Raw genomic sequence first — 21627 nt, forward strand, 5'->3', positions numbered from 1 at the left:
GGGGGGGGGGGGCGGGGGGGGGGGCGCCCCCCCCCCCCCCCCCCCCCCCCCACGCTGTTCCGCCGGTGTCCTGAACCGAATGCCTCCGCACCGTCGCGCGCCTCTCCTTATGTCCCGTGAACGGCGCGCACGCGTGTGGGTACGGCACAATGTGGCCTGTCCGGAGAAGGTCCAACTCTCAAGTGACGGAATCGGCGTGATGAGCAAGACGACAGTCAAAGACGTCTCCACCGAGCCCGAGCCGCAGCGTGCCGAGTCGGCGCCGCAATCGGTCGGCGGCAGCCGTGCGTTCGCCCTGATGCTGGCCGTCACCGGCGCGGCGGGATTGCTTGCCGCGTGGGTCATCACGATCGACAAGTTCAAGATTCTTGAGGCCGAGATCGCGGGGAAGAGCTTCAAGCCCGGGTGCAGCCTCAACCCGATCGTGTCCTGCGGCAGCGTCATGCAGAGCAAGCAGGCGTCCGTCTTCGGGTTCCCCAACCCCATGCTCGGCCTGGTCTGCTACGGCATCGTCATCTGCGTCGGCATGAGTCTGCTCGCCCGCGCCCGCTTCCCGCGCTGGTACTGGCTGACCTTCAACTTCGGCACCCTGTTCGGCGTCGTCTTCTGCACCTGGCTCATGTACCAGTCGCTGTACAACATCAATGCGCTGTGCCTGTGGTGCTCGCTGGCCTGGGCCGCGACGATCACCATGTTCTGGTACGTGACCTCCTTCAACATCCGCAACGGCTTCCTGCCCGCCCCGCGCCCGCTGAAGAACTTCCTCTCCGAGTTCACCTGGGTGCTCCCGGTGACGCACTGCGGCGTCATCGTGATGTTGATCCTGACCCGCTGGGGCAGCCAGCTCTGGGCGCCCTCCTGACCCGCTCCGGCCTCGTTGTCAGTGCGGTGATTTAGGGTTTTCAGCGTGGAGCCCGACCTGTTCACCGCCGCCGCAGAAGAACGCCAGGAGAAGGACCCCGCGGGGAGTCCCTTGGCGGTGCGCATGCGCCCACGCACCCTGGACGAGGTCGTGGGCCAGCAGCACCTGCTGAAACCGGGCTCGCCGCTGCGCAGGCTCGTCGGCGAGTCCGGCGGCGGCCCCGCCGGACCGTCCTCGGTGATCCTCTGGGGCCCGCCCGGCACGGGCAAGACCACCCTGGCCTACGTCGTCTCCAAGGCCACCAACAAGCGCTTCGTCGAGCTCTCCGCGATCACCGCCGGGGTCAAGGAGGTCCGCGCGGTCATCGACGGCGCCCGCCGCGCCACCGGTGGCTTCGGCAAGGAGACCGTCCTCTTCCTCGACGAGATCCACCGCTTCAGCAAGGCCCAGCAGGACTCCCTTCTCCCGGCCGTCGAGAACCGCTGGGTGACCCTGATCGCGGCGACCACCGAGAACCCGTACTTCTCGGTCATCTCCCCCCTGCTGTCCCGCTCCCTCCTGCTCACCCTCGAACCCCTCACCGACGACGACGTCCGGGGCCTGCTGAAGCGCGCGCTGAGCGACGAACGCGGCCTGAAGGACGCCGTCGCCCTTCCCGAGGACACCGAGGAGCACCTGCTGCGGATCGCCGGCGGCGACGCCCGCCGCGCCCTGACGGCCCTGGAAGCCGCAGCGGGCGCCGCCCTGGACCAGGGCGAGACCGAGATCAGCCTCCAGACGCTGGAGCAGACCGTCGACCGGGCGGCGGTGAAGTACGACCGCGACGGCGACCAGCACTACGACGTCGCCAGCGCCCTCATCAAGTCCATCCGCGGCTCCGACGTCGACGCCGCCCTGCACTACCTGGCCCGGATGATCGAGGCCGGCGAGGACCCCCGCTTCATCGCCCGTCGGCTGATGATCTCCGCCAGCGAGGACATCGGCCTCGCCGACCCGAACGCCCTGCCGATCGCGGTCGCCGCCGCCCAGGCCGTCGCCATGATCGGCTTCCCCGAGGCGGCCCTCACCCTCAGCCACGCCACCATCGCGCTCGCGCTGGCCCCCAAGTCGAACGCCGCGACGACCGCGATCGGCGCCGCCATGGACGACGTTCGCAAGGGGCTGGCGGGCCCCGTGCCGCCGCACCTGCGCGACGGGCACTACAAGGGCGCCGCCAAGCTCGGCCACGCGCAGGGGTACGTGTATCCGCACGACCTGGCCGAGGGCATCGCCGAGCAGCAGTACGCCCCCGATGCCCTCAAGGACCGCGAGTACTACACCCCGACCCGGCACGGCGCCGAGGCGCGGTACGCGGACGCCGTGGAGTGGACCAGGAAGCACCTCGGTCGCAAGCGGTCCTGAGCACCCTGTAAACTTCCCCGAAGTGCTGTGTCCCGTGCAGTCAGAACGGGACGGTCAGCCGGAGCCAGTCCAGGACCCAGTCCCCGGATCGGCTCCAGGAGCGTCGCGCACCGTCGATCGGTGTCGCGGGCAGCCCACCACCACTCGTCGTACGACGGGAACGGTCGGTGGGCCACTCGCGTGCTGCACGTATGTGCCCAGACCAGGGGAGCGGCTGCCCGGCAGGTCCACGGACCCGAAGGGTTTCCCCGGCTGCGGATGCGACCTCCCTCAACCCTGACGAGCCGAACACTGAGAAATGAGAGATTGTGGCGAACCAGTCCCGCCCCAAGGTCAAGAAGTCGCGTGCCCTCGGCATCGCGCTGACCCCGAAGGCCGTCAAGTACTTCGAGGCCCGTCCCTACCCGCCGGGTGAGCACGGCCGTGGCCGCAAGCAGAACTCGGACTACAAGGTCCGTCTGCTGGAGAAGCAGCGTCTGCGTGCGCAGTACGACGTGTCCGAGCGCCAGCTCGTCCGCGCCTACGAGCGTGCCTCCAAGGTTCAGGGCAAGACCGGTGAGGCCCTGATCATCGAGCTTGAGCGCCGTCTCGACGCCCTGGTCCTGCGTTCGGGCATCGCCCGCACCATCTACCAGGCCCGTCAGATGGTCGTTCACGGCCACATCGAGGTCAACGGCCAGAAGGTCGACAAGCCGTCCTTCCGCGTCAAGCCCGACGACGTCGTGATGGTCCGCGAGCGCAGCCGTGAGAAGACCCTCTTCTCCATCTCCCGTGAGGGCGGCTTCGCCCCCGAGGGTGAGACCCCGCGCTACCTCCAGGTGAACCTCAAGGCCCTGGCGTTCCGCCTGGACCGCGAGCCGAACCGCAAGGAGATCCCGGTGATCTGCGACGAGCAGCTCGTCGTCGAGTACTACGCCCGTTGATCCTTCAGCGGTCGTAGGACACCTGCGCCTCAGCCCGTCGTCTCCCCGCCCTTCCGGGTGGGGGAGGCGGCGGGCTTCCGCATGCTCAGGGGTGCCTCGGCCTGCCGTACCGGGTCTCGTGGCGGTGGCGGCGCGTCCGCGGTCGGCCGGCCCAGCGCCCGGCGCACCGCAGGCTCCCGGCCGAGCGCCGCTCCCTGCCGTACGCACTCCTCGTAGCGCTCGTCGCCGAGCCGCTCCCGGGCCGCCGTCTCGCACAGCTCGTGCGGTGCGTTGAAGCAGGCCGAGCCGAACAGCGGCAGCCCCACCGACGGCCACAACCCGGCCGCCGCTCCCTGCAGCACCGCCGCCTCCGCCGGATCGCCCTCCGCCTCCGTGACCAGGGCCAGCAGCTCCACCGCCAGCACCGAGCCGAGCAGGTCGTGGAAGGCGTGGGCGCCGGCCAGGCAGTCCGTCAGCAGTACGCGGGCGCTAGGAAGGTCACCGTCGGCCCAGGCGGCGTACGCCAGGACGTACAGCGCGTAGGAGCGCGCCCAGCGCTCGCCGTGGTCCTCGCACACCCGGCGGACGTCCTCGCACAACCGCACCGCGTCCGGCAGATCGCCCTGGAACGCCCGTGTCATCGCCAGCTCGATCTGGCCCATCAGCACATTGCTGTTGAGCTCGCCGAGCTCCTGATAGCGGGCCAGCGCCGAGCGCAGCAGCGTCTCGGCGCGCTCCACGTCGTCCGAGAGCAGGGCCAGACAGCCGGTGCGATGCTCGGCGTACGCCACCGCCGTGGGGTCGCCGGCCCGCTCCGCCTCCTCCCGGCACTCCAGCAGCACCCCGAGCGCGGGCACCGTGTCGCCCTGCAGGATCGCCACATAGCCGAGCACCCACAGCGCCTTCAGCCGGGACTGCTCATGACTGGAGTCCAGGGTCACGGCCTGCTCCAGCCAGCGCCGCCCCTCCGACAGCCGACCGCAGCCGACCCAGTAGAACCACAGCGAGCCCGCGAGGTACTGGCCCAGCCGCGCCTCGTCCGGCTCGCTCAGGCAGTACTCCAGGGCGTAGCGCAGATTCGGCAGCTCCGCCTCGACGCGGGCGGCCACCTCGTCCTGCCGCGGCGAGAACCACTCCAGCTCGCACCAGGTCGTCAGGCCCAGACACCAGTCGCGGTGCCGGCGCCGCAGCCGGGCCGCGTCCCCGGCCGCCGCCAGCCACTCGGCGCCGTAGTCCCGGATCGTGTCCAGCATGCGGTAGCGCACCCCGGCCTCGGTCTCCTCGCGCGTGACCACGGACTGCGCGAGCAGTTCCGAGAGCACGTCGAGGACGTCGTCGGAGTGCAGCCCCTGGCCGCCGCACACGTATTCGGCCGCGTCCAGGTCGAACCGGCCCGCGAACACCGACAGCCGGGCCCACAGCAACCGTTCCTCGGGCGCGCACAGTTCATGGCTCCAGCCGACGGCCGTACGCAGCGTCCGATGGCGCGGCAGCCCGTCCCGCCCGCCGCCGGTCAGCAGCCGGAACCGGTCGTCGAGCCGCTCCAGCAACTGCCCCGGCGACAGCATCCGCAGCCGCCCCGCGGCCAGCTCGACCGCCAGCGGGATCCCGTCCAGACGTCGGCACAACTCCCGTACGTCCGTGTCGTCCCGCACGGTCACCCCGCGCTGTGCCGCCCGCTCCACGAACAGCTCCACGGCCTCGTCCTCGCCCAGTGGGGCCAGCGGAAGCAGCCGCTCACCAGTCACGCCCAGTGGTCTGCGCCCCACGGCGAGCACCCGCAGGCCCGGCACCCGGCGCAGCAGACCGGTCACCAGCTCGGCACCGGCGTCCACCAGATGCTCGAAGCCGTCCAGGATCAGCAGGAGTTCACGCTCGGCGAGATGTGTCAGGAGTGTCTCGTGGGGCAGGCGGGTCGTGTGGTCCGTCAGGCCCAGCGCCTCCACGACGGCGTAGTCGACGAACTCCGGATCGCGCACCGGCGCCAGGTCCACGTGCCACACACCGTCCGGGGGTGCACACCCCGAGGCCGCGCGCGCCGCCAACCGTGACTTGCCGACCCCGCCGGCGCCGGTCACGGTGACCAGCCGCGCGGCACGGAGTGCTTCCGCCAGCTCGGCGAGTTCGGCCGAACGGCCCACGAACGTACTGAGTTCCAGGGGGAGATTGCCGGACTCGGGGTAGGGGGCGCGCCGTTGATCCCGCATGGAATACGGAGCGTACTGAAGCGTGTTCGGTCCGTACAATCGCTTCTCGCGACCCGGCCCCGCGCGGGCGGTAATCCGGTGCAGAGCGGCGTCCCCGGCGCGATAGGCTCGGCCCACGACTTTTTCGATGTAGACCGATGCAGAGGCACGTTTCAGGGAGCGGGTGCACACAGTGTCCGGTGGAGAGGTTGCCGGGATCCTGGTGGCGGTCTTCTGGGCGATCCTGGTCTCCTTCCTCGCCGTCGCGCTGGCGAGGCTGGCCCAGACGCTCAGGGCGACCACCAAGCTCGTCGCGGACGTGACCGACCAGGCCGTCCCTCTCCTGGCAGAGGCGTCCACCGCCGTGCGCTCCGCGCAGACCCAGATCGACCGGGTCGACGCGATCGCCTCCGACGTTCAGGAAGTCACGTCGAACGCCTCCGCCCTGTCGACCACCGTCGCCTCCACCTTCGGCGGCCCCCTGGTCAAGGTCGCGGCCTTCGGCTACGGCGTTCGCCGGGCTCTCGGCGGCCGCAAACAGGAGGACGTGCCCGCGAAGTCGCCCCGGCGTAACGTGATCGTGGGCCGGACGGTCCCCGCCGCACGGCGCAAGCGGAAGTAAGGACTGAGACCGAGCGATGTTCCGTCGTACGTTCTGGTTCACCACGGGCGTGGCCGCCGGTGTGTGGGCCACCACCAAGGTCAACCGCAAGATCAAGCAGCTGACCCCGGAGAGCCTCGCCGCCACCGCGGCGAACAAGGCCCTGGAGACGGGGCAGCGGCTGAAGGACCGCGCGGTCGGCTTTGCGCTCGACGTCCGCGACGGCATGGCCCAGCGGGAGGCCGAGCTGGAGGACGCGCTCGGCATCCAGGACAGCCCCGAACTCCCCGCGCCCCGGCGGTACCCCGCCATCGAGAACAACCGCAGCAACCCGAAGTACGTCGACCCGACGTACTCGTACAACCGGAATGAGGACCACTGATGGAGTCGGCCGAGATTCGCCGCCGCTGGCTGAGCTTCTTCGAGGAGCGCGGGCACACCGTCGTCCCTTCGGCGTCGCTCATCGCGGACGACCCGACTCTGCTCCTGGTCCCGGCCGGCATGGTGCCCTTCAAGCCCTACTTCCTGGGTGAGGTCAAGCCGCCCTTCGACCGTGCCACCAGCGTCCAGAAGTGTGTGCGCACGCCGGACATCGAAGAGGTCGGCAAGACCACCCGGCACGGCACCTTCTTCCAGATGTGCGGCAACTTCTCCTTCGGCGACTACTTCAAGGAAGGCGCCATCAAGTACGCCTGGGAGCTGCTCACCAGCCCCCAGGACAAGGGTGGTTACGGCCTGGAGCCGGAGAAGCTCTGGATCACCGTCTACAAGGACGACGACGAGGCCGAGCGCATCTGGCACGAGGTCGTCGGGGTGCCGAAGGAGCGCATCCAGCGCCTCGGCATGAAGGACAACTACTGGTCCATGGGCGTCCCCGGCCCCTGCGGCCCCTGTTCCGAGATCAACTACGACCGCGGCCCCGAGTTCGGCGTCGAGGGCGGCCCCGCCGTCAACGACGAGCGGTACGTGGAGATCTGGAACCTCGTCTTCATGCAGTACGAGCGCGGCGCGGGCATCGGCAAGGACAACTTCGAGATCCTCGGCGAGCTCCCCAGCAAGAACATCGACACCGGCCTCGGCCTCGAACGACTCGCCATGATTCTGCAGGGCGTGCAGAACATGTACGAGATCGACACCTCCATGGCCGTCATCAAGAAGGCCACCGAGCTGACCGGTGTCGCCTACGGCGACGCCCACGCCTCGGACGTCTCCCTGCGCGTGGTCACCGACCACATGCGTACGTCCGTGATGCTCATCGGCGACGGCGTCACCCCCGGCAACGAGGGCCGCGGCTACGTCCTGCGCCGCATCATGCGCCGCGCCATCCGCAACATGCGCCTGCTCGGCGCCACCGGCCCGGTCGTCAAGGACCTCATCGACGTCGTCATCGGCATGATGGGCCAGCAGTACCCCGAGCTCATCACCGACCGCGAGCGCATCGAGAAGGTCGCCCTCGCCGAGGAGAACGCCTTCCTCAAGACGCTGAAGGCCGGCACCAACATCCTGGACACCGCCGTCTCCGACACCAAGGCCGCGGGCTCCACCGTGCTGGCCGGCGACAAGGCGTTCCTGCTCCACGACACCTGGGGCTTCCCGATCGACCTCACCCTGGAGATGGCCGCCGAGCAGGGCCTTTCCGTGGACGAGGACGGCTTCCGGCGCCTGATGAAGGAGCAGCGGGAGCGCGCCAAGGCCGACGCCCAGGCCAAGAAGACCGGCCACGCCGGTGCCGGCGCCTACCGGGAGATCGCCGACAAGGTCGGTGAGACCGACTTCATCGGCTACGGCGACACCGAGGGCGAGTCCACCATCGTCGGCATCCTCGTCGACGGCGCCTCCTCCCCGGCCGCCACCGAGGGCGACGAGGTCGAGATCGTCCTCGACCGCACCCCGTTCTACGCCGAGGGCGGCGGCCAGATCGGCGACACCGGCAAGATCAAGGTCGACTCCGGCGCCGTCATCGAGATCCGCGACTGCCAGAAGCCGGTGCCCGGGGTCTACGTCCACAAGGGCGTCGTCCAGGTCGGCGAGGTGACGGTCGGTGCCAAGGCCCACGCCTCGATCGACCACCGCCGCCGCAAGGCCATCGCCCGCGCCCACTCGGCCACCCACCTCACCCACCAGGCCCTGCGCGACGCCCTCGGCCCGACGGCCGCCCAGGCCGGTTCCGAGAACCAGCCCGGTCGCTTCCGCTTCGACTTCGGTTCCCCGTCCGCCGTTCCCACGGCCGTGATGGCCGACGTCGAGCAGAAGATCAACGAGGTGCTCGCCCGCGACCTCGATGTGCACGCCGAGGTCATGGGCATCGACGAGGCCAAGAAGCAGGGCGCCATCGCCGAGTTCGGCGAGAAGTACGGCGAGCGGGTCCGTGTCGTGACCATCGGCGACTTCTCCAAGGAGCTGTGCGGCGGCACGCACGTCCACAACACCGCCCAGCTCGGCCTGGTGAAGCTGCTCGGCGAGTCGTCGATCGGCTCGGGTGTGCGCCGTATCGAGGCCCTCGTCGGCGTCGACGCCTACAACTTCCTGGCCCGTGAGCACACAGTCGTCGCCCAGCTCCAGGAGCTGATCAAGGGCCGTTCGGAGGAGCTCCCGGAGAAGGTCTCCGCCATGCTCGGCAAGCTGAAGGACGCCGAGAAGGAGATCGAGAAGTTCCGCGCCGAGAAGGTGCTGCAGGCCGCCGCCGGTCTCGCCGAGTCCGCCAAGGACGTGCGCGGCATCGCCGTCGTCACCGGTCAGGTCCCGGACGGCACCACGCCGGACGACCTGCGCAAGCTGGTCCTCGACGTGCGCGGCCGTATCCAGGGCGGACGTGCCGCCGTGGTCGCCCTGTTCACCGTCAACAACGGCAAGCCGCTGACGGTCATCGCCACCAACGAGGCCGCCCGAGAGCGCGGTCTCAAGGCCGGTGACCTGGTGCGCACCGCGGCCAAGACCCTCGGCGGAGGCGGTGGCGGCAAGCCGGACGTCGCCCAGGGCGGCGGCCAGAACCCTGCCGCCATCGGCGACGCCGTCGACGCCGTCGAACGGCTCGTGACGGAAACGGCCAAGTGAGCGAAGACACACACGCGAGTGGCGACGGCCGGGGCATGCGCCGCGGCCGTCGTCTCGCGATCGATGTCGGCGACGCCCGTATCGGCGTCGCCTCGTGCGACCCCGACGGGATCCTCGCCACCCCGGTGGAGACGGTCCCCGGCCGGGACGTCCCCGCAGCCCACCGCCGGCTCGGGCAACTCGTCGAGGAGTACGAGCCGATCGAGGTCGTCGTAGGTCTCCCGCGTTCCCTCAAGGGGGGCGAGGGCCCGGCCGCGGTCAAGGTCAGAGGCTTCGCCCAGGAACTGGCCCGCATGATCGCGCCCGTACCGGTCAGGCTCGTGGATGAGCGGATGACGACCGTGACGGCCAGTCAGGGACTGCGCGCCTCGGGCGTGAAGTCCAAGAAGGGCCGGTCGGTTATCGACCAGGCAGCCGCCGTGATCATCTTGCAGCAGGCACTCGAATCCGAACGGGTGTCAGGTAAAGCACCGGGCGAGAGCGTCGAAGTGGTTATCTGATCGCGATACGGTAACGTTCCGCGCGATGCGCCGGTGTTCGAACAGCCGACGCACAAAGAGAGGCGGGACGGTAACCGGATCTTCAGCAGCCGCGTGACCGCCGCCTCGCGGCTCTAGGGGATCGATGACTGAGTATGGCCGGAGCCCAGGCTCCGAACCGTGGCATCCCGAGGACCCGTTGTTCGGGGACGGCGGATGGGAAGGGCAGCAGGCTCACACGGGCCAACAGCCTGCCTACGGCGGCCAGCCGCAGCACTATCCGGAGCAGCAGCCGCAGCAACCGCAGCACTACGGCGACTGGGGCAACGGCCAGCAGGCCGCATACGGTCAGGCGCAGCAGCAGTACCAGCAGCAGGGTCACGCACAGCAGTACCCCCAGCAGTACGACCAGCAGCACTACCCGGGCCAGGGGCAGCAGCCCTACGACAACAACGGCTGGCAGACCGGCTCCCACTCGCAGGCCCAGTACCCCGACCCGGCGGACCCCTACGGACAGCAGGCCGCGGCGTACGGCGGTGAGCATCCCGACTACTACGGAACGCCCGACGCATACCCCCCGCCGGAGCCGCCGAGCCGTCGGCAGGCAGAGCCGCCGCAGACCGACTGGGACCCCGGGCCTGACCAGGGCGAACACGCATTCTTCGCCGGTGGCGACGATGGCGACGACTCGGACGACGAGTCAGGTGAAGGCCGCGGACGCGGCGACCGGCGGGGCCGGGGCGGCAAGCCCAAGAAGCGGCGCAGCGGATGCGCCTGTCTGGTGATCGCGCTGGTGCTCACCGGAGGCGTCGGCGGTGTCGGATATTTCGGGTACCAGTTTTACCAGGATCGTTTCGGCGCGGCGCCGGATTACGCGGGTGACGGCACGAGCCAGACGGTAACCGTGCAGGTCCCCAGGGGTGCGAGCGGATACGAGATCGGCCAACGCCTCAAGGATGCCGGTGTCGTCAAGAGTGTCGACGCCTTCGTGGCGGCGCAGTCGGACAACCCCAAGGGGAACTCCATCCAGGCGGGCGCCTATTTGCTGAACAAGCAGATGTCCGCGTCGAGCGCCGTCGAGATGATGCTCAATCCCGAGAGCCAGAACAGCGTTCTGGTCAGGCCGGGTGAGCGCAACGCGGCTGTCTACTCGGCGATCGACAAACAGCTCGAATTGTCGTCCGGCACCACGAAGAAGGTCGCCGAGCAGAAATACAAGAGCCTCGGGCTTCCGAGCTGGGCGAACGACAACGACAAGATCAAGGACCCTCTGGAAGGCTTCCTGTTCCCGGGCACCTATGCCGCCGCCAAGGACATGAAACCCGAGGTGGTCCTCAAGGACATGGTGTCCCAGGCCGCGAAGAAGTACGACGCGCTCGGCCTGGAGGCCAAGGCCAAGGCGCTCAAGCTGGACAGTCCGCTGCAGGTCATCACGGTCGCGAGCCTGGTCGAGGCCGAGGGCAAGACCGATGCGGACTACCGCCAGATGGCGGAGGTGGTCTACAACCGCCTCGATCTCGCGAACCCCGAGACCTATGGGCTGCTGCAGTTCGACTCGACCTTCAATTACCTGAAGGGCAAGAGCAACATCAATATCAGCGAGTCGGAGATCAACAGCAACCAGGACCCGTACAACACGTACACGCAGAAGGGTCTGCCGCCCGGTCCGATCGACAACCCGGGAGAGGGCGCGCTCAAGGGGGCGTTGAATCCGACCGATCAGGGCTGGTACTACTTCGTCGCTGTCGACGGCGTGAACAAGACCGAATTCGCCAAGACCCACGCTGAATTCCTGAAGCTCAAGGACAAGTTCAATGAGAGCTCGGGCAATTGACGCCCGCCGGGCCGCCGTTCTCGGCAAGCCCATCGCCCATTCTCTCTCCCCGGTGCTGCACCGCACCGCCTATGAGGAACTGGGGCTCGTGAACTGGTCGTACGACCGGTTCGAGATCGACGAGGCCGCTCTGTCCGGGTTCCTCGCGGAACTCGGGGCCGAGTGGGCCGGCTTGTCGTTGACCATGCCGCTGAAGCGGGCCGTCATTCCGCTGCTCGATGAGATCAGCGAGACGGCGGCCTCGGTCGAGGCGGTCAACACGGTCGTCTTCACCGAGGACGGCCGCCGGGTCGGCGACAACACCGACATCCCCGGCATGGTCGCCGCCCTGCGGGAACGCGGCATCGAACAGGTCGACTCGGCGGCCATCCTCGGCGCGGGCGCCACGGCGTCCTCCGCGCTGGCCGCGCTCGCCCGGATCTGCACCGGCGAGGTCGTGGCGTACGTACGCAGCGAGGCGCGCGCCGCCGAGATGCGGCAGTGGGGCGAGCGGCTCGACGTCGAGGTGCGGACGGCCGACTGGGCGGACGCGGACCGGGCGCTGCACGCGCCGCTGGTGATCGCGACCACCCCGGCCGGTACGACGGACGCCCTCGCCTCCGCCGTACCTGAGCGCCCCGCCACCCTGTTCGACGTGCTCTACGACCCCTGGCCGACAGCTCTCGCGGCCCGCTGGTCCATGTACGGCGGCGCCGTCGTCAGCGGGCTCGACCTGCTGGTGCACCAGGCCGTGCTGCAGGTGGAGCAGATGACCGGCCGTGTTCCGGCACCTCTGGACGCCATGCGAAAGGCGGGGGAGCGCGCCCTGGCGGCCCGCTAGGATCCCTGGGTTCGAGATCCTCCAGCAGTTCATGCCGGACTGGGTGCGGATCCGGCGCGCGTCCGTCAGGGAGGCGCCGTCCTCGCGGCGGCGCTCACCGGGCAGGGGAGCGGCGCCGGCCGTCTCGGCGCGTACGCCCCTCAGCAGTGCCCGGGCAACGCCCCGCCTGATCCCTTCCAGTGCCCGGCACCGTCCATCGCCCGTCCGTCTGATGGACCGGCGGCCGGGTACGGGGCCCGGACGTGGGAGGATCGGAGGTGGCGGGCCGGAACCGCGCAGCTGGTCGCGCCGTCGCCGTACGCGAGGACGCGCGTACGCAGGGCAGTACCAGGGCGCGAGTACCGAGGAGCACCGTTGAGCAGGTTGCGCTGGCTGACCGCGGGGGAGTCACACGGCCCCGCACTCGTCGCGACGCTGGAGGGCCTTCCCGCCGGCGTGCCGATCACCACGGAGATGGTGGCGGACCACCTGGCCCGGCGCCGGCTCGGCTATGGACGCGGTGCGCGGATGAAGTTCGAGCGCGACGAGGTCACCTTCCTCGGCGGCGTCCGGCACGGCCTGACCCTCGGTTCCCCGGTCGCGATCATGGTGGGCAACACCGAGTGGCCGAAGTGGGAGCAGGTCATGGCGGCCGACCCCATCGACCCCGAGATCCTCGCCGGTCTCGCCCGTAACGCGCCGCTGACCCGCCCGCGCCCCGGCCACGCCGACCTGGCCGGCATGCAGAAGTACGGCTTCGACGAGGCCCGGCCGATCCTGGAGCGCGCCTCGGCCCGGGAGACCGCGGCCCGTGTCGCCCTCGGCGCTGTCGCCCGGTCGTACATCAAGGAGACGGCCGGCATCGAGATCGTCAGCCATGTCGTCGAGCTGTGCTCCGTGAAGGCCCCGCAGGGTGTGTACCCGACGCCGGCCGACGTCGAGAAGCTGGACGCCGACCCGCTGCGCTGCCTCGACGCCGACGCGTCGAAGGCGATGGTCGCGGAGGTCGACCAGGCCCACAAGGACGGCGACACCCTCGGCGGTGTCGTCGAGATCCTGGCCTACGGCGTGCCCGTCGGCCTCGGCTCGCACGTCCACTGGGACCGCAAGCTCGACGCCCGCCTCGCCGGCGCGCTCATGGGTATCCAGGCCATCAAGGGCGTCGAGCTCGGCGACGGCTTCGAGCTCGCCCGCGTCCCCGGCTCCAAGGCGCACGACGAGATCGTGAAGACGCCCGAGGGCATCCGCCGGGTCTCCGGCCGCTCCGGTGGTACCGAGGGCGGCCTGACCACCGGTGAGCTGCTGCGGGTGCGCGCCGCGATGAAGCCGATCGCGACCGTGCCGCGGGCGCTGCAGACGGTGGACGTGACGACCGGTGAGGCGACGCAGGCCCACCACCAGCGCTCCGACGTGTCCGCGGTTCCGGCCGCCGGCATCGTCGCCGAGGCCATGGTGGCGCTGGTCCTCGCGGACGCCGTCGCGGAGAAGTTCGGCGGCGACAGCGTCACCGAGACCCGCCGCAACGTGCAGTCGTACCTCGACAACCTGGCCATCCGATGAGCGCAGCGCCTGTGGTGGTGCTGGTCGGGCCGATGGGCGTGGGCAAGTCCACGGTCGGGCGGCTGCTGGCCGAGCGGCTCGGGGTCGGCTACCGGGACACCGACGACGACATCGTGGCCGAGCAGGGCCGCACCATCGCCGAGATCTTCGTGGACGAGGGCGAGCCCGCGTTCCGGGCGATCGAGAAGCAGGCGGTGCACCGCGCGCTGGCCGAGCACGACGGGATCCTGGCGCTCGGCGGCGGTGCGATCCTCGACGCCGAGACGCGCGAGTCCCTCGACGGCCTCAGGGTCGTCTACCTCTCGATGGACGTCGAGGAGGCGGTCAAGCGCACCGGTCTGAACGCCGCGCGCCCGCTGCTTGCGGTCAACCCGCGCAAGCAGTGGCGCGAGCTGATGGAGGCCCGCCGCCATCTGTACGAGGGGATCGCCACGGCGGTCGTCGCCACCGACGGCCGTACCCCCGAAGAAGTGGCCCAAGTCGCCCTGGACGCACTGGAGTTGAAGGAAGCATGACCGAGGCAGTCACCCGGGTCCAGGTCGGCGGTACCGCGGGGAGTGAGCCGTACGAGGTCCTGATCGGTCGTCAGCTCCTCGCCGAGCTGGGCGGGTTGATCGGTGGCAAAGCCAAGAGGGTCGCCGTGATCCACCCCGAGGCGCTCGCCGAGACCGGTGACGCGGTGCGCGCGGACCTCGCCGAGCAGGGCTTCGAGGTCATCGCCATCCAGGTGCCGAACGCGGAGGAGGCCAAGACCGCCGAGGTCGCCGCCTACTGCTGGAAGGCGCTGGGGCAGTCCAACTTCACCCGCACCGACGTCGTCGTCGGTGTGGGCGGCGGCGCGACCACCGACCTGGCCGGGTTCGTGGCCGCGACCTGGCTGCGCGGGGTGCGCTGGATCGCGATCCCGACGACCGTGCTGGCCATGGTGGACGCGGCGGTCGGCGGCAAGACCGGCATCAACACCGCCGAGGGCAAGAACCTGGTGGGCGCCTTCCATCCGCCGGCCGGTGTGCTGTGCGACCTGGCCGCGCTGGAGTCGCTGCCGGTCAACGACTACGTGTCCGGGCTCGCGGAGATCATCAAGGCCGGTTTCATCGCCGACCCGGCGATCCTGGAGCTGATCGAGGCCGACCCGCAGGCCGCGCGGACCCCGGCCGGCCCGCACACCGCGGAGCTGATCGAGCGGTCGATCCGGGTCAAGGCCGAGGTGGTCTCCTCCGACCTGAAGGAGTCGGGTCTGCGGGAGATCCTCAACTACGGCCACACGCTCGGTCATGCCATCGAGAAGAACGAGCGGTACAAGTGGCGGCATGGCGCCGCGGTCGCGGTGGGCATGCACTTCGCCGCCGAACTGGGGCGGCTGGCGGGCCGGTTGGACGATGCGACGGCCGACCGCCACCGCACGATCCTGGAGTCGGTCGGGCTGCCGCTGCACTACCGCTACGACCAGTGGCCCAAGCTGCTGGAGACGATGAAGGTCGACAAGAAGTCCCGTGGCAACCTGCTGCGCTTCATCGTTCTGGACGGGCTGGCCAAGCCGACCGTCCTGGAGGGCCCGGACCCGGCCGTCCTCCTCGCCGCCTACGGCGAAGTCGGCCAGTAAGTCCGGCGAAGGCACCTTCCGTCCGATTCGCCTGTGGCGATGGGCACTTCAGACCGCCCCCGGCCGTTCACCAAACGGCGGCCGGGGGCGGTACCGTTCGGATGGGGTCCCACCAAGCCGTTCGGGTGGTGGGGGAGAGCGGGGTTCGTGCCCTGCCACCAGCGCCAATGGCCATGGAAGACGAGACGGAGTGGCACCGGATGCAGCACGCAGTGGGTTCTCCGCTGCCGCCGCCCCACCAGTCGGGGCACGGCTGGTCCCCGGCCGGACAACACCCGGGTTCGCACCACCCGGGCACACCCCAGGGACCCGCACCGCACCAGGGACCCGCACCGCACCAGGGACCTGCCCCGCACCCCGGATCCGTCCCGCACCCGGGACCTGCCTCCCATCCGGGACCGGCCTCGCACCAGGGCTCCGCCCCGGTACCCCCGCCGCCTCCGGCACCGGGCTTCACCGCCCCCGGCCCGGTCCCGCCCACGCCGCACCACATCCAGGCGCCGCCGACGCCGGAGACCACGGGTCATGTCCAGCTGCCGCCCGGCGGCCCCGTCGCCATGCCGCCGGCCCCGCCCGCCACCGCGGCGCCCGACCCGACGACCACGACCCTCGCGGTGCTGCTCATCGGGCCGGCCGGGGCGGGCAAGACGAGCGTCGCCAAGTTCTGGGCCGACCACCGAAGGGTCCCCACGGCCCACATAAGCCTCGACGACGTACGTGAATGGGTCCGCTCGGGCTTCGCCGACCCCCAGTCCGGGTGGAACGACCACTCCGAGGCCCAGTACCGCCTGGCCCGCCGCACCTGCGGCTTCGCCGCGCGGAACTTCCTGGCCAACGGCATCTCGTGCATCCTCGACGACGCGGTCTTCCCGGACCGCCCCGTGGTCGGCCTCGGCGGCTGGAAGCGCCATGTCGGCCCCGGGCTGCTGCCGGTCGTCCTGCTCCCGGGCCTGGAGATAGTCCTGGAGCGCAACGCCGAGCGCTCGGGCAACCGCCGCCTCACCGACGAGGAGGTCGCGCGGATCCACGGCCGCATGGCGGGCTGGTACGGCTCGGGCCTGCCGATCATCGACAACTCCCAGCTGGACGTCCCACAGACGGCCCAGGTCCTGGACGACGTGCTGGCAAGATCAATAGCAAGCCCCCCGAAGTGGTAGGCAAGGTGACTGGACGCCCCGAGGGGGTGTTGTGAAAGTCCCGCACAGCACCCACGGCGCCCGGCACGCTCCCCCACTGCCTTAAGGGCGTGGGAGGTGCCCCCACTCGCCGCACCGGCCAAAGGCCCAAGTAGCTCCGCTACGAGGGCCTTCGTCCGGCACGCCGAGGGCACGCACCGGCTGTGACACCAGCCGCTGCCGCGGCGGGCGCGGGCACCGCACGGGACTTTCACAACACCCCCTAGAAGGGGCGCGGGGAACTGCGCGAGAAACCCCCACTCACCCGCAGACGGCACACAACCCCACGCGCACCTCGTCTCCCGGCCTGCACTCCCTCAACCCGCACATTCCGGGCACCGCCCACTCGGACGTCCCCAACCGGCACCAACCCGGCGGAGCCCATACGCTCGGGTCATGTCAGAGGTCTACGCGGCCCGCCGATCACGGCTACGGGAGCAGTGCAGCGCGGCCGGCAGCGCGGCAGCACTCGTCTCCCGCCCCGCCAACGTGCGCTACCTCGCGGGTGCCGCCCCGCACGGCGCCGTACTGCTGCTGGGCAGAACCCAGGACCTGCTGGTCTGCGCGGGACCACCCGAGGACCAGTCGACGCAGGGCCGCCCCGACGAGGCACTGCCGATCCACACCCTCCCCGGCCCCGGGGGCGACCCCGCCGTCGCCGCGGCCGACCTCGCGTCGGCGCAGGGCGGGGACTCCCTCGCCGTGGAGGAACATCACCTCACCGTGGCCCGGCACAGAGCCATCCGCTCGGTCGTCCCGCGGCTGCGCCTCGCCGACCTGGGCGGAGCCGTGGAGCAGCTCAGGGTGGTGAAGGACGAGGAGGAGATCTCCTGCCTCCGGATCGGCGCCGAGATCGCCGACCAGGCCCTCGGCGAGCTCCTCGAATCGATCCTCGTCGGCCGCACCGAGCGTCACCTCGCCCTCGAACTCGAACGGCGCCTGGTCGATCACGGCGCCGACGGCCCCGCCTTCCCCACCTCCGTCGCCACCGGCCCGAACGCCGGGCGACGCGCCCATCGGCCCACCGACCGCCGTGTCGAGGAGGGCGACTTCCTCTCCGTCTGCCTCGGGGCCACGTACCGCGGCTACCGGTGTGAGATCGGCCGGACCTTCGTGATCGGTACGTCCCCCGCCGACTGGCAGATCGAGTTGTACGACCTCGTCTTCGCCGCTCAGCGCGCCGGACGGGAGGCCCTGGCGCCCGGCGCCGCGTACCGTGACGTGGACCGTGCCGCACGTCAGGTGCTGGACTCCGCCGGGTACCACGAGGGCCTGCCAGCCCTCACCGGCCACGGTGTCGGACTCGAAATCGACGAGGACCCGCAGTTGGCTCCTGCGGCCATGGGTAAACTGGACGCTTGCGTGCCGGTCACCGTCGAACCGGGGGTCCACCTCCCGGGCCGGGGCGGTGTCCGGATCGATGACACGCTCGTCGTTCGCCCCGAGGCGGACGGCGGACCCGAGCTACTCACCATCACGACCAAGGAGCTGCTCGCGCTCTAGCTCATCGGCTACGCGCGTGCGCCGGGGTCGTCCACGTCAGTCCAGGAGATTCCGCAACCGTGGCTTCCACGAACGACCTCAAGAACGGCATGGTGCTCAAGCTCGATGGCGGCCAGCTGTGGTCCGTCGTCGAGTTCCAGCACGTCAAGCCCGGCAAGGGCCCGGCCTTCGTGCGCACCAAGCTCAAGAACGTGCTGTCCGGCAAGGTGGTCGACAAGACCTTCAACGCCGGCGTCAAGGTCGAGACGGCCACTGTCGACAAGCGCGACATGCAGTTCTCGTACATGGACGGCGAGTACTTCGTCTTCATGGACATGGAGACCTACGACCAGCTCATGGTCGACCGCAAGGCCGTGGGCGACGCCGCCAACTTCCTCATCGAGGGCTTCACCGCCACCGTCGCGCAGCACGAGGGCGAGGTGCTCTTCGTCGAGCTGCCGGCCGCCGTCGAGCTCGTCATCAAGGAGACCGAGCCGGGCGTCCAGGGCGACCGCTCCACCGGCGGCACCAAGCCCGCCATCCTGGAGACCGGTCACCAGATCAACGTCCCGCTCTTCATCACCACCGGTGAGAAGATCAAGGTCGACACCCGCACGAGCGACTACCTCGGCCGGGTGAACAGCTAACCGTGGCTGCCCGCAACACGGCCCGCAAGCGTGCCTTCCAGATCCTCTTCGAGGGCGACCAGCGCGACGCCGATGTCCTGACGGTCCTCGCGGACTGGATCCGGCTCTCCCGGGACGACACCCGGCAGCCGCCGGTGAGCGAGTACACGATGCAGCTGGTCGAGGGCTACGCGGCGCACGCGAGGCGGATCGACGAGCTGATCGCGCAGTACTCCGTCGGCTGGACGCTCGACCGGATGCCGGTCGTGGACCGCAACGTCCTGCGCCTCGGTGCGTACGAGCTGATCTGGGTCGACGAGACCCCGGACGCGGTCGTGCTCGACGAGATGGTGCAGCTGGCGAAGGAGTTCTCCACGGACGAGTCGCCCTCGTTCGTGAACGGCCTCCTCGGCCGGCTCAAGGACCTGAAGTCCTCGCTGCGCCGAGAGGAAGCGTAGGGATCTTCGAACACGCCGGAGGGCCCGCAGCATCGCTGCTGCGGGCCCTCCGGCGTTTCCTGCGTCCCTTGCGTCTCACGGACCCTCTCAGGCCCGCAGAACGCCGCCGGGGTGGCCGGAACCGCATAGTTCCGGCCACCCCGGCGGCACGTTTCTGCTGAAAGAACTCAACCCTGGGGGAGTGCTCAGCTCTCCTCGGCGTGGGAGACCGCGCGACGCGCGTCCGCGTCCAGCACACCCCAGCTGATCAACTGTTCGGTGAGGACCGAGGGGGACTGGTCATAAATGACGGCGAGTGTGCGCAGGTCGTCCTGGCGGATCGAGAGCACCTTGCCGTTGTAGTCACCGCGCTGCGACTGGATCGTCGCGGCGTACCGCTGCAGCGGACCCGCCTTCTCGGCCGGCACGTGGGCCAGCCGCTCCAGGTCCAGGACCAGCTTCGGCGGCGGCTCGGCCGCACCGCCCGGGGTGGTCCCCGGCAGCAGCTCCTGCACCGGAACGCCGTAGAAATCCGCCAGCTCGGCGAGGCGCTGCACGGTCACGGCGCGGTCGCCGCGCTCGTACGAACCGACCACGACGGCCTTCCAGCGTCCCTGGGACTTCTCCTCGACACCGTGAAGAGAAAGGCCCTGCTGGGTGCGGATGGCCCGGAGCTTGGCCCCGAGCTGTTTGGCGTATTCGCTGGACATATAGCTCCCCGGCACTGGGTCGACGCGACTGGCTTGGGTTCCATGCCGCGCGGTTGGTAACTCACTGTGAGGTTACGCAGCGTTACTCTGGCGCGTCAAGCCGAATGGTCCACACCGACTCTTCCGTGCTATCGGTGGCCGATTGGGCCAGGGGGGTGACGGGAGGCGTGTCGGTGGCCTGCTACCGTGGATGGCGCAAACCAGACGTCCTTTAAGGTCCGTCCCGTGAGGCGGAGAAGGAGGTCCTTTTCGTATGGACAGGCAGCAGGACACTCAGGCGTCCGACGCCAGGCCCGTTCTCGAAGGCCCTGACATCGCGCGGGTGTTGACCCGCATCGCCCACGAGATCGTCGAACGCGCCAAGGGCGCCGACGACGTGGTGCTCCTCGGTATTCCCACCCGAGGCGTCTTCCTCGCCCAGCGGCTCGCCGCCAAGCTGGAGGAGATCACCGAGCGCAAGATCTCGCTCGGCTCGCTCGACATCACCATGTACCGCGACGACCTGCGCATGCACCCGCCGCGCGCGCTGGCCCGCACCGAGATCCCCGGTGACGGCATCGACGGGCGCCTCGTCATCCTCGTCGACGACGTCCTCTTCTCCGGCCGCACCATCCGCGCCGCCCTCGACGCGCTGAACGACATCGGGCGCCCTCGCGCGGTCCAGCTCGCGGTCCTCGTCGACCGCGGCCACCGCGAACTGCCCATCCGCGCCGACTACGTCGGCAAGAACATCCCCACGTCGCTGCGGGAGACGGTCAAGGTCCAGCTCGCCGAGGAGGACGGTCGCGACACCGTGCTGCTCGGCGCCAAGCAGACCTCCCAGTAGCGCCCACGGCGTACGGCAGCTGCCGTACGCCCGCTCAGCGCGCCCTCGCGCGCACCCGTCTGCCCCAAATCTCCCGTTCTCCCGAACGAACTGCCTTACGGAGCCTGACAGATGCAGCGTCATCTCATCTCGGCCGCCGACCTCACCCGCGACGACGCCGTCCTGATCCTCGACACCGCCGAGGAGATGGCCCGGGTCGCCGACCGGCCGATCAAGAAGTTGCCGACCCTGCGCGGCCGGACCGTCGTGAACCTCTTCTTCGAGGACTCCACGCGCACGCGTATCTCCTTCGAGGCGGCCGAGAAGCGGCTGTCCGCGGACGTCATCAACTTCACCGCCAAGGGATCGAGCGTCTCCAAGGGCGAGTCCCTGAAGGACACCGCCCAGACCCTGGAGGCCATGGGCGTCGACGCCGTGGTCATCCGGCACGGTGCCTCCGGAGCGCCGTACCGGCTGGCCAACTCCGGCTGGATCGACGCGGCCGTCATCAACGCCGGCGACGGCACCCACCAGCACCCGACGCAGGCCCTGTTGGACGCCTTCACCATGCGGCGGCGCCTGGTCGGCCGGGACGCCGGGCTCGGCCAGGACCTCGCCGGCAAGCGGATCACGATCGTCGGCGACATCCTGCACGGGCGGGTCGCCCGCTCCAACGTCGACCTGCTGCACACCCTCGGCGCCGAGGTCACCCTGGTCGCCCCGCCGACCCTGGTGCCGGTCGGCGTCGAGACCTGGCCCTGCGAGGTGTCGTACGACCTCGACTCCACGCTGACCAAGTCCGACGCGGTGATGATGCTGCGCGTGCAGCGCGAGCGCATGAACGCCGCGTTCTTCCCGACCGAGCGCGAGTACTCGCGGCGCTACGGCCTGAACGGCGACCGCATGGCGCGGATGCCCGAGCACGCGATCGTGATGCACCCCGGTCCGATGGTCCGCGGCATGGAGATCACCGCCGAGGTCGCCGACTCGGAGCGCTGCACCGCCATCGAGCAGGTCGCAAACGGAGTCTCCATCCGGATGGCCGTTCTGTACCTGCTGCTCGGCGGCAACGAGCCCGCCGTCACCCACACCCGTACCGAGGAGAAGTAAG

General features: G+C 70.0%; 20 protein-coding genes. 18 read left to right on the plus strand and 2 right to left on the minus strand.

The genetic code is table 11. From position 1 onward, the window contains the following. Positions 1-199: 199 nt before the first annotated feature. The 3 genes from POF73_RS22525 (at position 200) to rpsD (ending at position 3186) form a co-directional block, all read left to right on the plus strand. Positions 200-862 (plus strand): vitamin K epoxide reductase family protein, encoded by a 663-nt coding sequence (locus tag POF73_RS22525; RefSeq protein ID WP_272118244.1) that lies wholly within the window; start codon positions 200-202, stop codon positions 860-862. 45 nt (positions 863-907) lie between these two features. Further along, on the plus strand, positions 908-2263 hold the full coding sequence (locus POF73_RS22530) for a replication-associated recombination protein A (RefSeq protein ID WP_272118247.1): 1356 nt from the start codon (positions 908-910) through the stop codon (positions 2261-2263). Positions 2264-2571: 308 nt separating this feature from the next. Continuing rightward, on the plus strand, positions 2572-3186 hold the full coding sequence (gene rpsD / locus POF73_RS22535) for a 30S ribosomal protein S4 (RefSeq protein WP_067025601.1): 615 nt from the start codon (positions 2572-2574) through the stop codon (positions 3184-3186). A 29-nt stretch (positions 3187-3215) separates the two neighbouring features. Here rpsD and POF73_RS22540 read toward each other — a convergent pair whose 3' ends face one another. Continuing rightward, positions 3216-5372: an ATP-binding protein gene (locus tag POF73_RS22540; RefSeq protein ID WP_272118254.1), complete on the minus strand. Its 2157-nt coding sequence runs from the start codon at positions 5370-5372 to the stop codon at positions 3216-3218. A gap of 163 nt (positions 5373-5535) precedes the next feature. On the opposite strand from POF73_RS22540, the gene POF73_RS22545 reads away from it, so the two are divergent. The 13 genes from POF73_RS22545 to nusB all read left to right on the plus strand — a co-directional run bounded on the left by POF73_RS22545 (position 5536) and on the right by nusB (position 19022). Continuing rightward, positions 5536-5973 carry a DUF948 domain-containing protein gene (locus POF73_RS22545; protein ID WP_272118256.1) on the plus strand — a complete coding sequence of 146 codons (438 nt, stop codon included), beginning with the start codon at positions 5536-5538 and terminating at the stop codon, positions 5971-5973. Positions 5974-5989: 16 nt separating this feature from the next. Next, positions 5990-6334: a hypothetical protein gene (locus POF73_RS22550; protein WP_272118259.1), complete on the plus strand. Its 345-nt coding sequence runs from the start codon at positions 5990-5992 to the stop codon at positions 6332-6334. Then, positions 6334-9006: an alanine--tRNA ligase gene (gene alaS, locus POF73_RS22555; protein ID WP_272118261.1), complete on the plus strand. Its 2673-nt coding sequence runs from the start codon at positions 6334-6336 to the stop codon at positions 9004-9006. Before POF73_RS22550 ends, alaS begins: the two co-directional genes overlap by 1 nt. Before the next feature lie 35 nt (positions 9007-9041). Then, positions 9042-9506, plus strand: coding sequence for a Holliday junction resolvase RuvX (ruvX, locus tag POF73_RS22560; RefSeq protein ID WP_272118550.1), 465 nt, complete (start codon positions 9042-9044; stop codon positions 9504-9506). Between the two features lie 124 nt (positions 9507-9630). Then, on the plus strand, positions 9631-11319 hold the full coding sequence (mltG, locus tag POF73_RS22565) for an endolytic transglycosylase MltG (protein WP_272118263.1): 1689 nt from the start codon (positions 9631-9633) through the stop codon (positions 11317-11319). Continuing rightward, a complete protein-coding gene (locus POF73_RS22570; protein ID WP_272118266.1) occupies positions 11300-12139 on the plus strand; it encodes a shikimate dehydrogenase in 840 nt (279 codons plus the stop codon). The genes mltG and POF73_RS22570 overlap by 20 nt, the downstream gene beginning before the upstream one ends. Positions 12140-12493: 354 nt before the next feature. Continuing rightward, positions 12494-13678, plus strand: coding sequence for a chorismate synthase (aroC, locus tag POF73_RS22575; protein WP_272118268.1), 1185 nt, complete (start codon positions 12494-12496; stop codon positions 13676-13678). After that, positions 13675-14193 (plus strand): shikimate kinase, encoded by a 519-nt coding sequence (locus POF73_RS22580; RefSeq protein ID WP_272118270.1) that lies wholly within the window; start codon positions 13675-13677, stop codon positions 14191-14193. Before aroC ends, POF73_RS22580 begins: the two co-directional genes overlap by 4 nt. Beyond that, a complete protein-coding gene (aroB, locus tag POF73_RS22585) occupies positions 14190-15281 on the plus strand; it encodes a 3-dehydroquinate synthase (protein WP_272118272.1) in 1092 nt (363 codons plus the stop codon). Before POF73_RS22580 ends, aroB begins: the two co-directional genes overlap by 4 nt. 200 nt (positions 15282-15481) lie before the next feature. Beyond that, positions 15482-16438, plus strand: a complete 957-nt coding sequence (locus POF73_RS22590) for an AAA family ATPase (protein ID WP_272118274.1) — start codon at positions 15482-15484, stop codon at positions 16436-16438. 414 nt (positions 16439-16852) lie between these two features. Next, complete coding sequence (locus POF73_RS22595) at positions 16853-17959, plus strand: aminopeptidase P family protein (RefSeq protein ID WP_272118276.1); 1107 nt, start codon at positions 16853-16855, stop codon at positions 17957-17959. Positions 17960-18018: 59 nt separating this feature from the next. Next, positions 18019-18585 (plus strand): elongation factor P, encoded by a 567-nt coding sequence (efp, locus tag POF73_RS22600; RefSeq protein WP_272118278.1) that lies wholly within the window; start codon positions 18019-18021, stop codon positions 18583-18585. Positions 18586-18587: 2 nt separating this feature from the next. After that, entirely contained in the window at positions 18588-19022 is a 435-nt protein-coding gene (gene nusB / locus POF73_RS22605) for a transcription antitermination factor NusB (RefSeq protein WP_272118280.1), read from the plus strand. A 185-nt stretch (positions 19023-19207) separates the two neighbouring features. Here the strand turns inward: nusB and bldD are convergent, their stop codons facing one another. Then, the gene (bldD, locus tag POF73_RS22610) at positions 19208-19711 is read right to left on the minus strand and encodes a transcriptional regulator BldD (RefSeq protein WP_004002691.1); all 504 of its coding nucleotides are present in this window, start codon (positions 19709-19711) and stop codon (positions 19208-19210) included. A 253-nt stretch (positions 19712-19964) separates the two neighbouring features. On the opposite strand from bldD, the gene pyrR reads away from it, so the two are divergent. After that, positions 19965-20537, plus strand: coding sequence for a bifunctional pyr operon transcriptional regulator/uracil phosphoribosyltransferase PyrR (pyrR, locus tag POF73_RS22615; protein WP_272118285.1), 573 nt, complete (start codon positions 19965-19967; stop codon positions 20535-20537). A gap of 111 nt (positions 20538-20648) precedes the next feature. Further along, positions 20649-21626 (plus strand): aspartate carbamoyltransferase catalytic subunit, encoded by a 978-nt coding sequence (locus tag POF73_RS22620; RefSeq protein ID WP_272118287.1) that lies wholly within the window; start codon positions 20649-20651, stop codon positions 21624-21626. Position 21627: the final 1 nt, after the last annotated feature.

Source organism: Streptomyces sp. HD, assembly GCF_028369295.1.
In the GTDB taxonomy this organism is placed as follows: domain Bacteria; phylum Actinomycetota; class Actinomycetes; order Streptomycetales; family Streptomycetaceae; genus Streptomyces.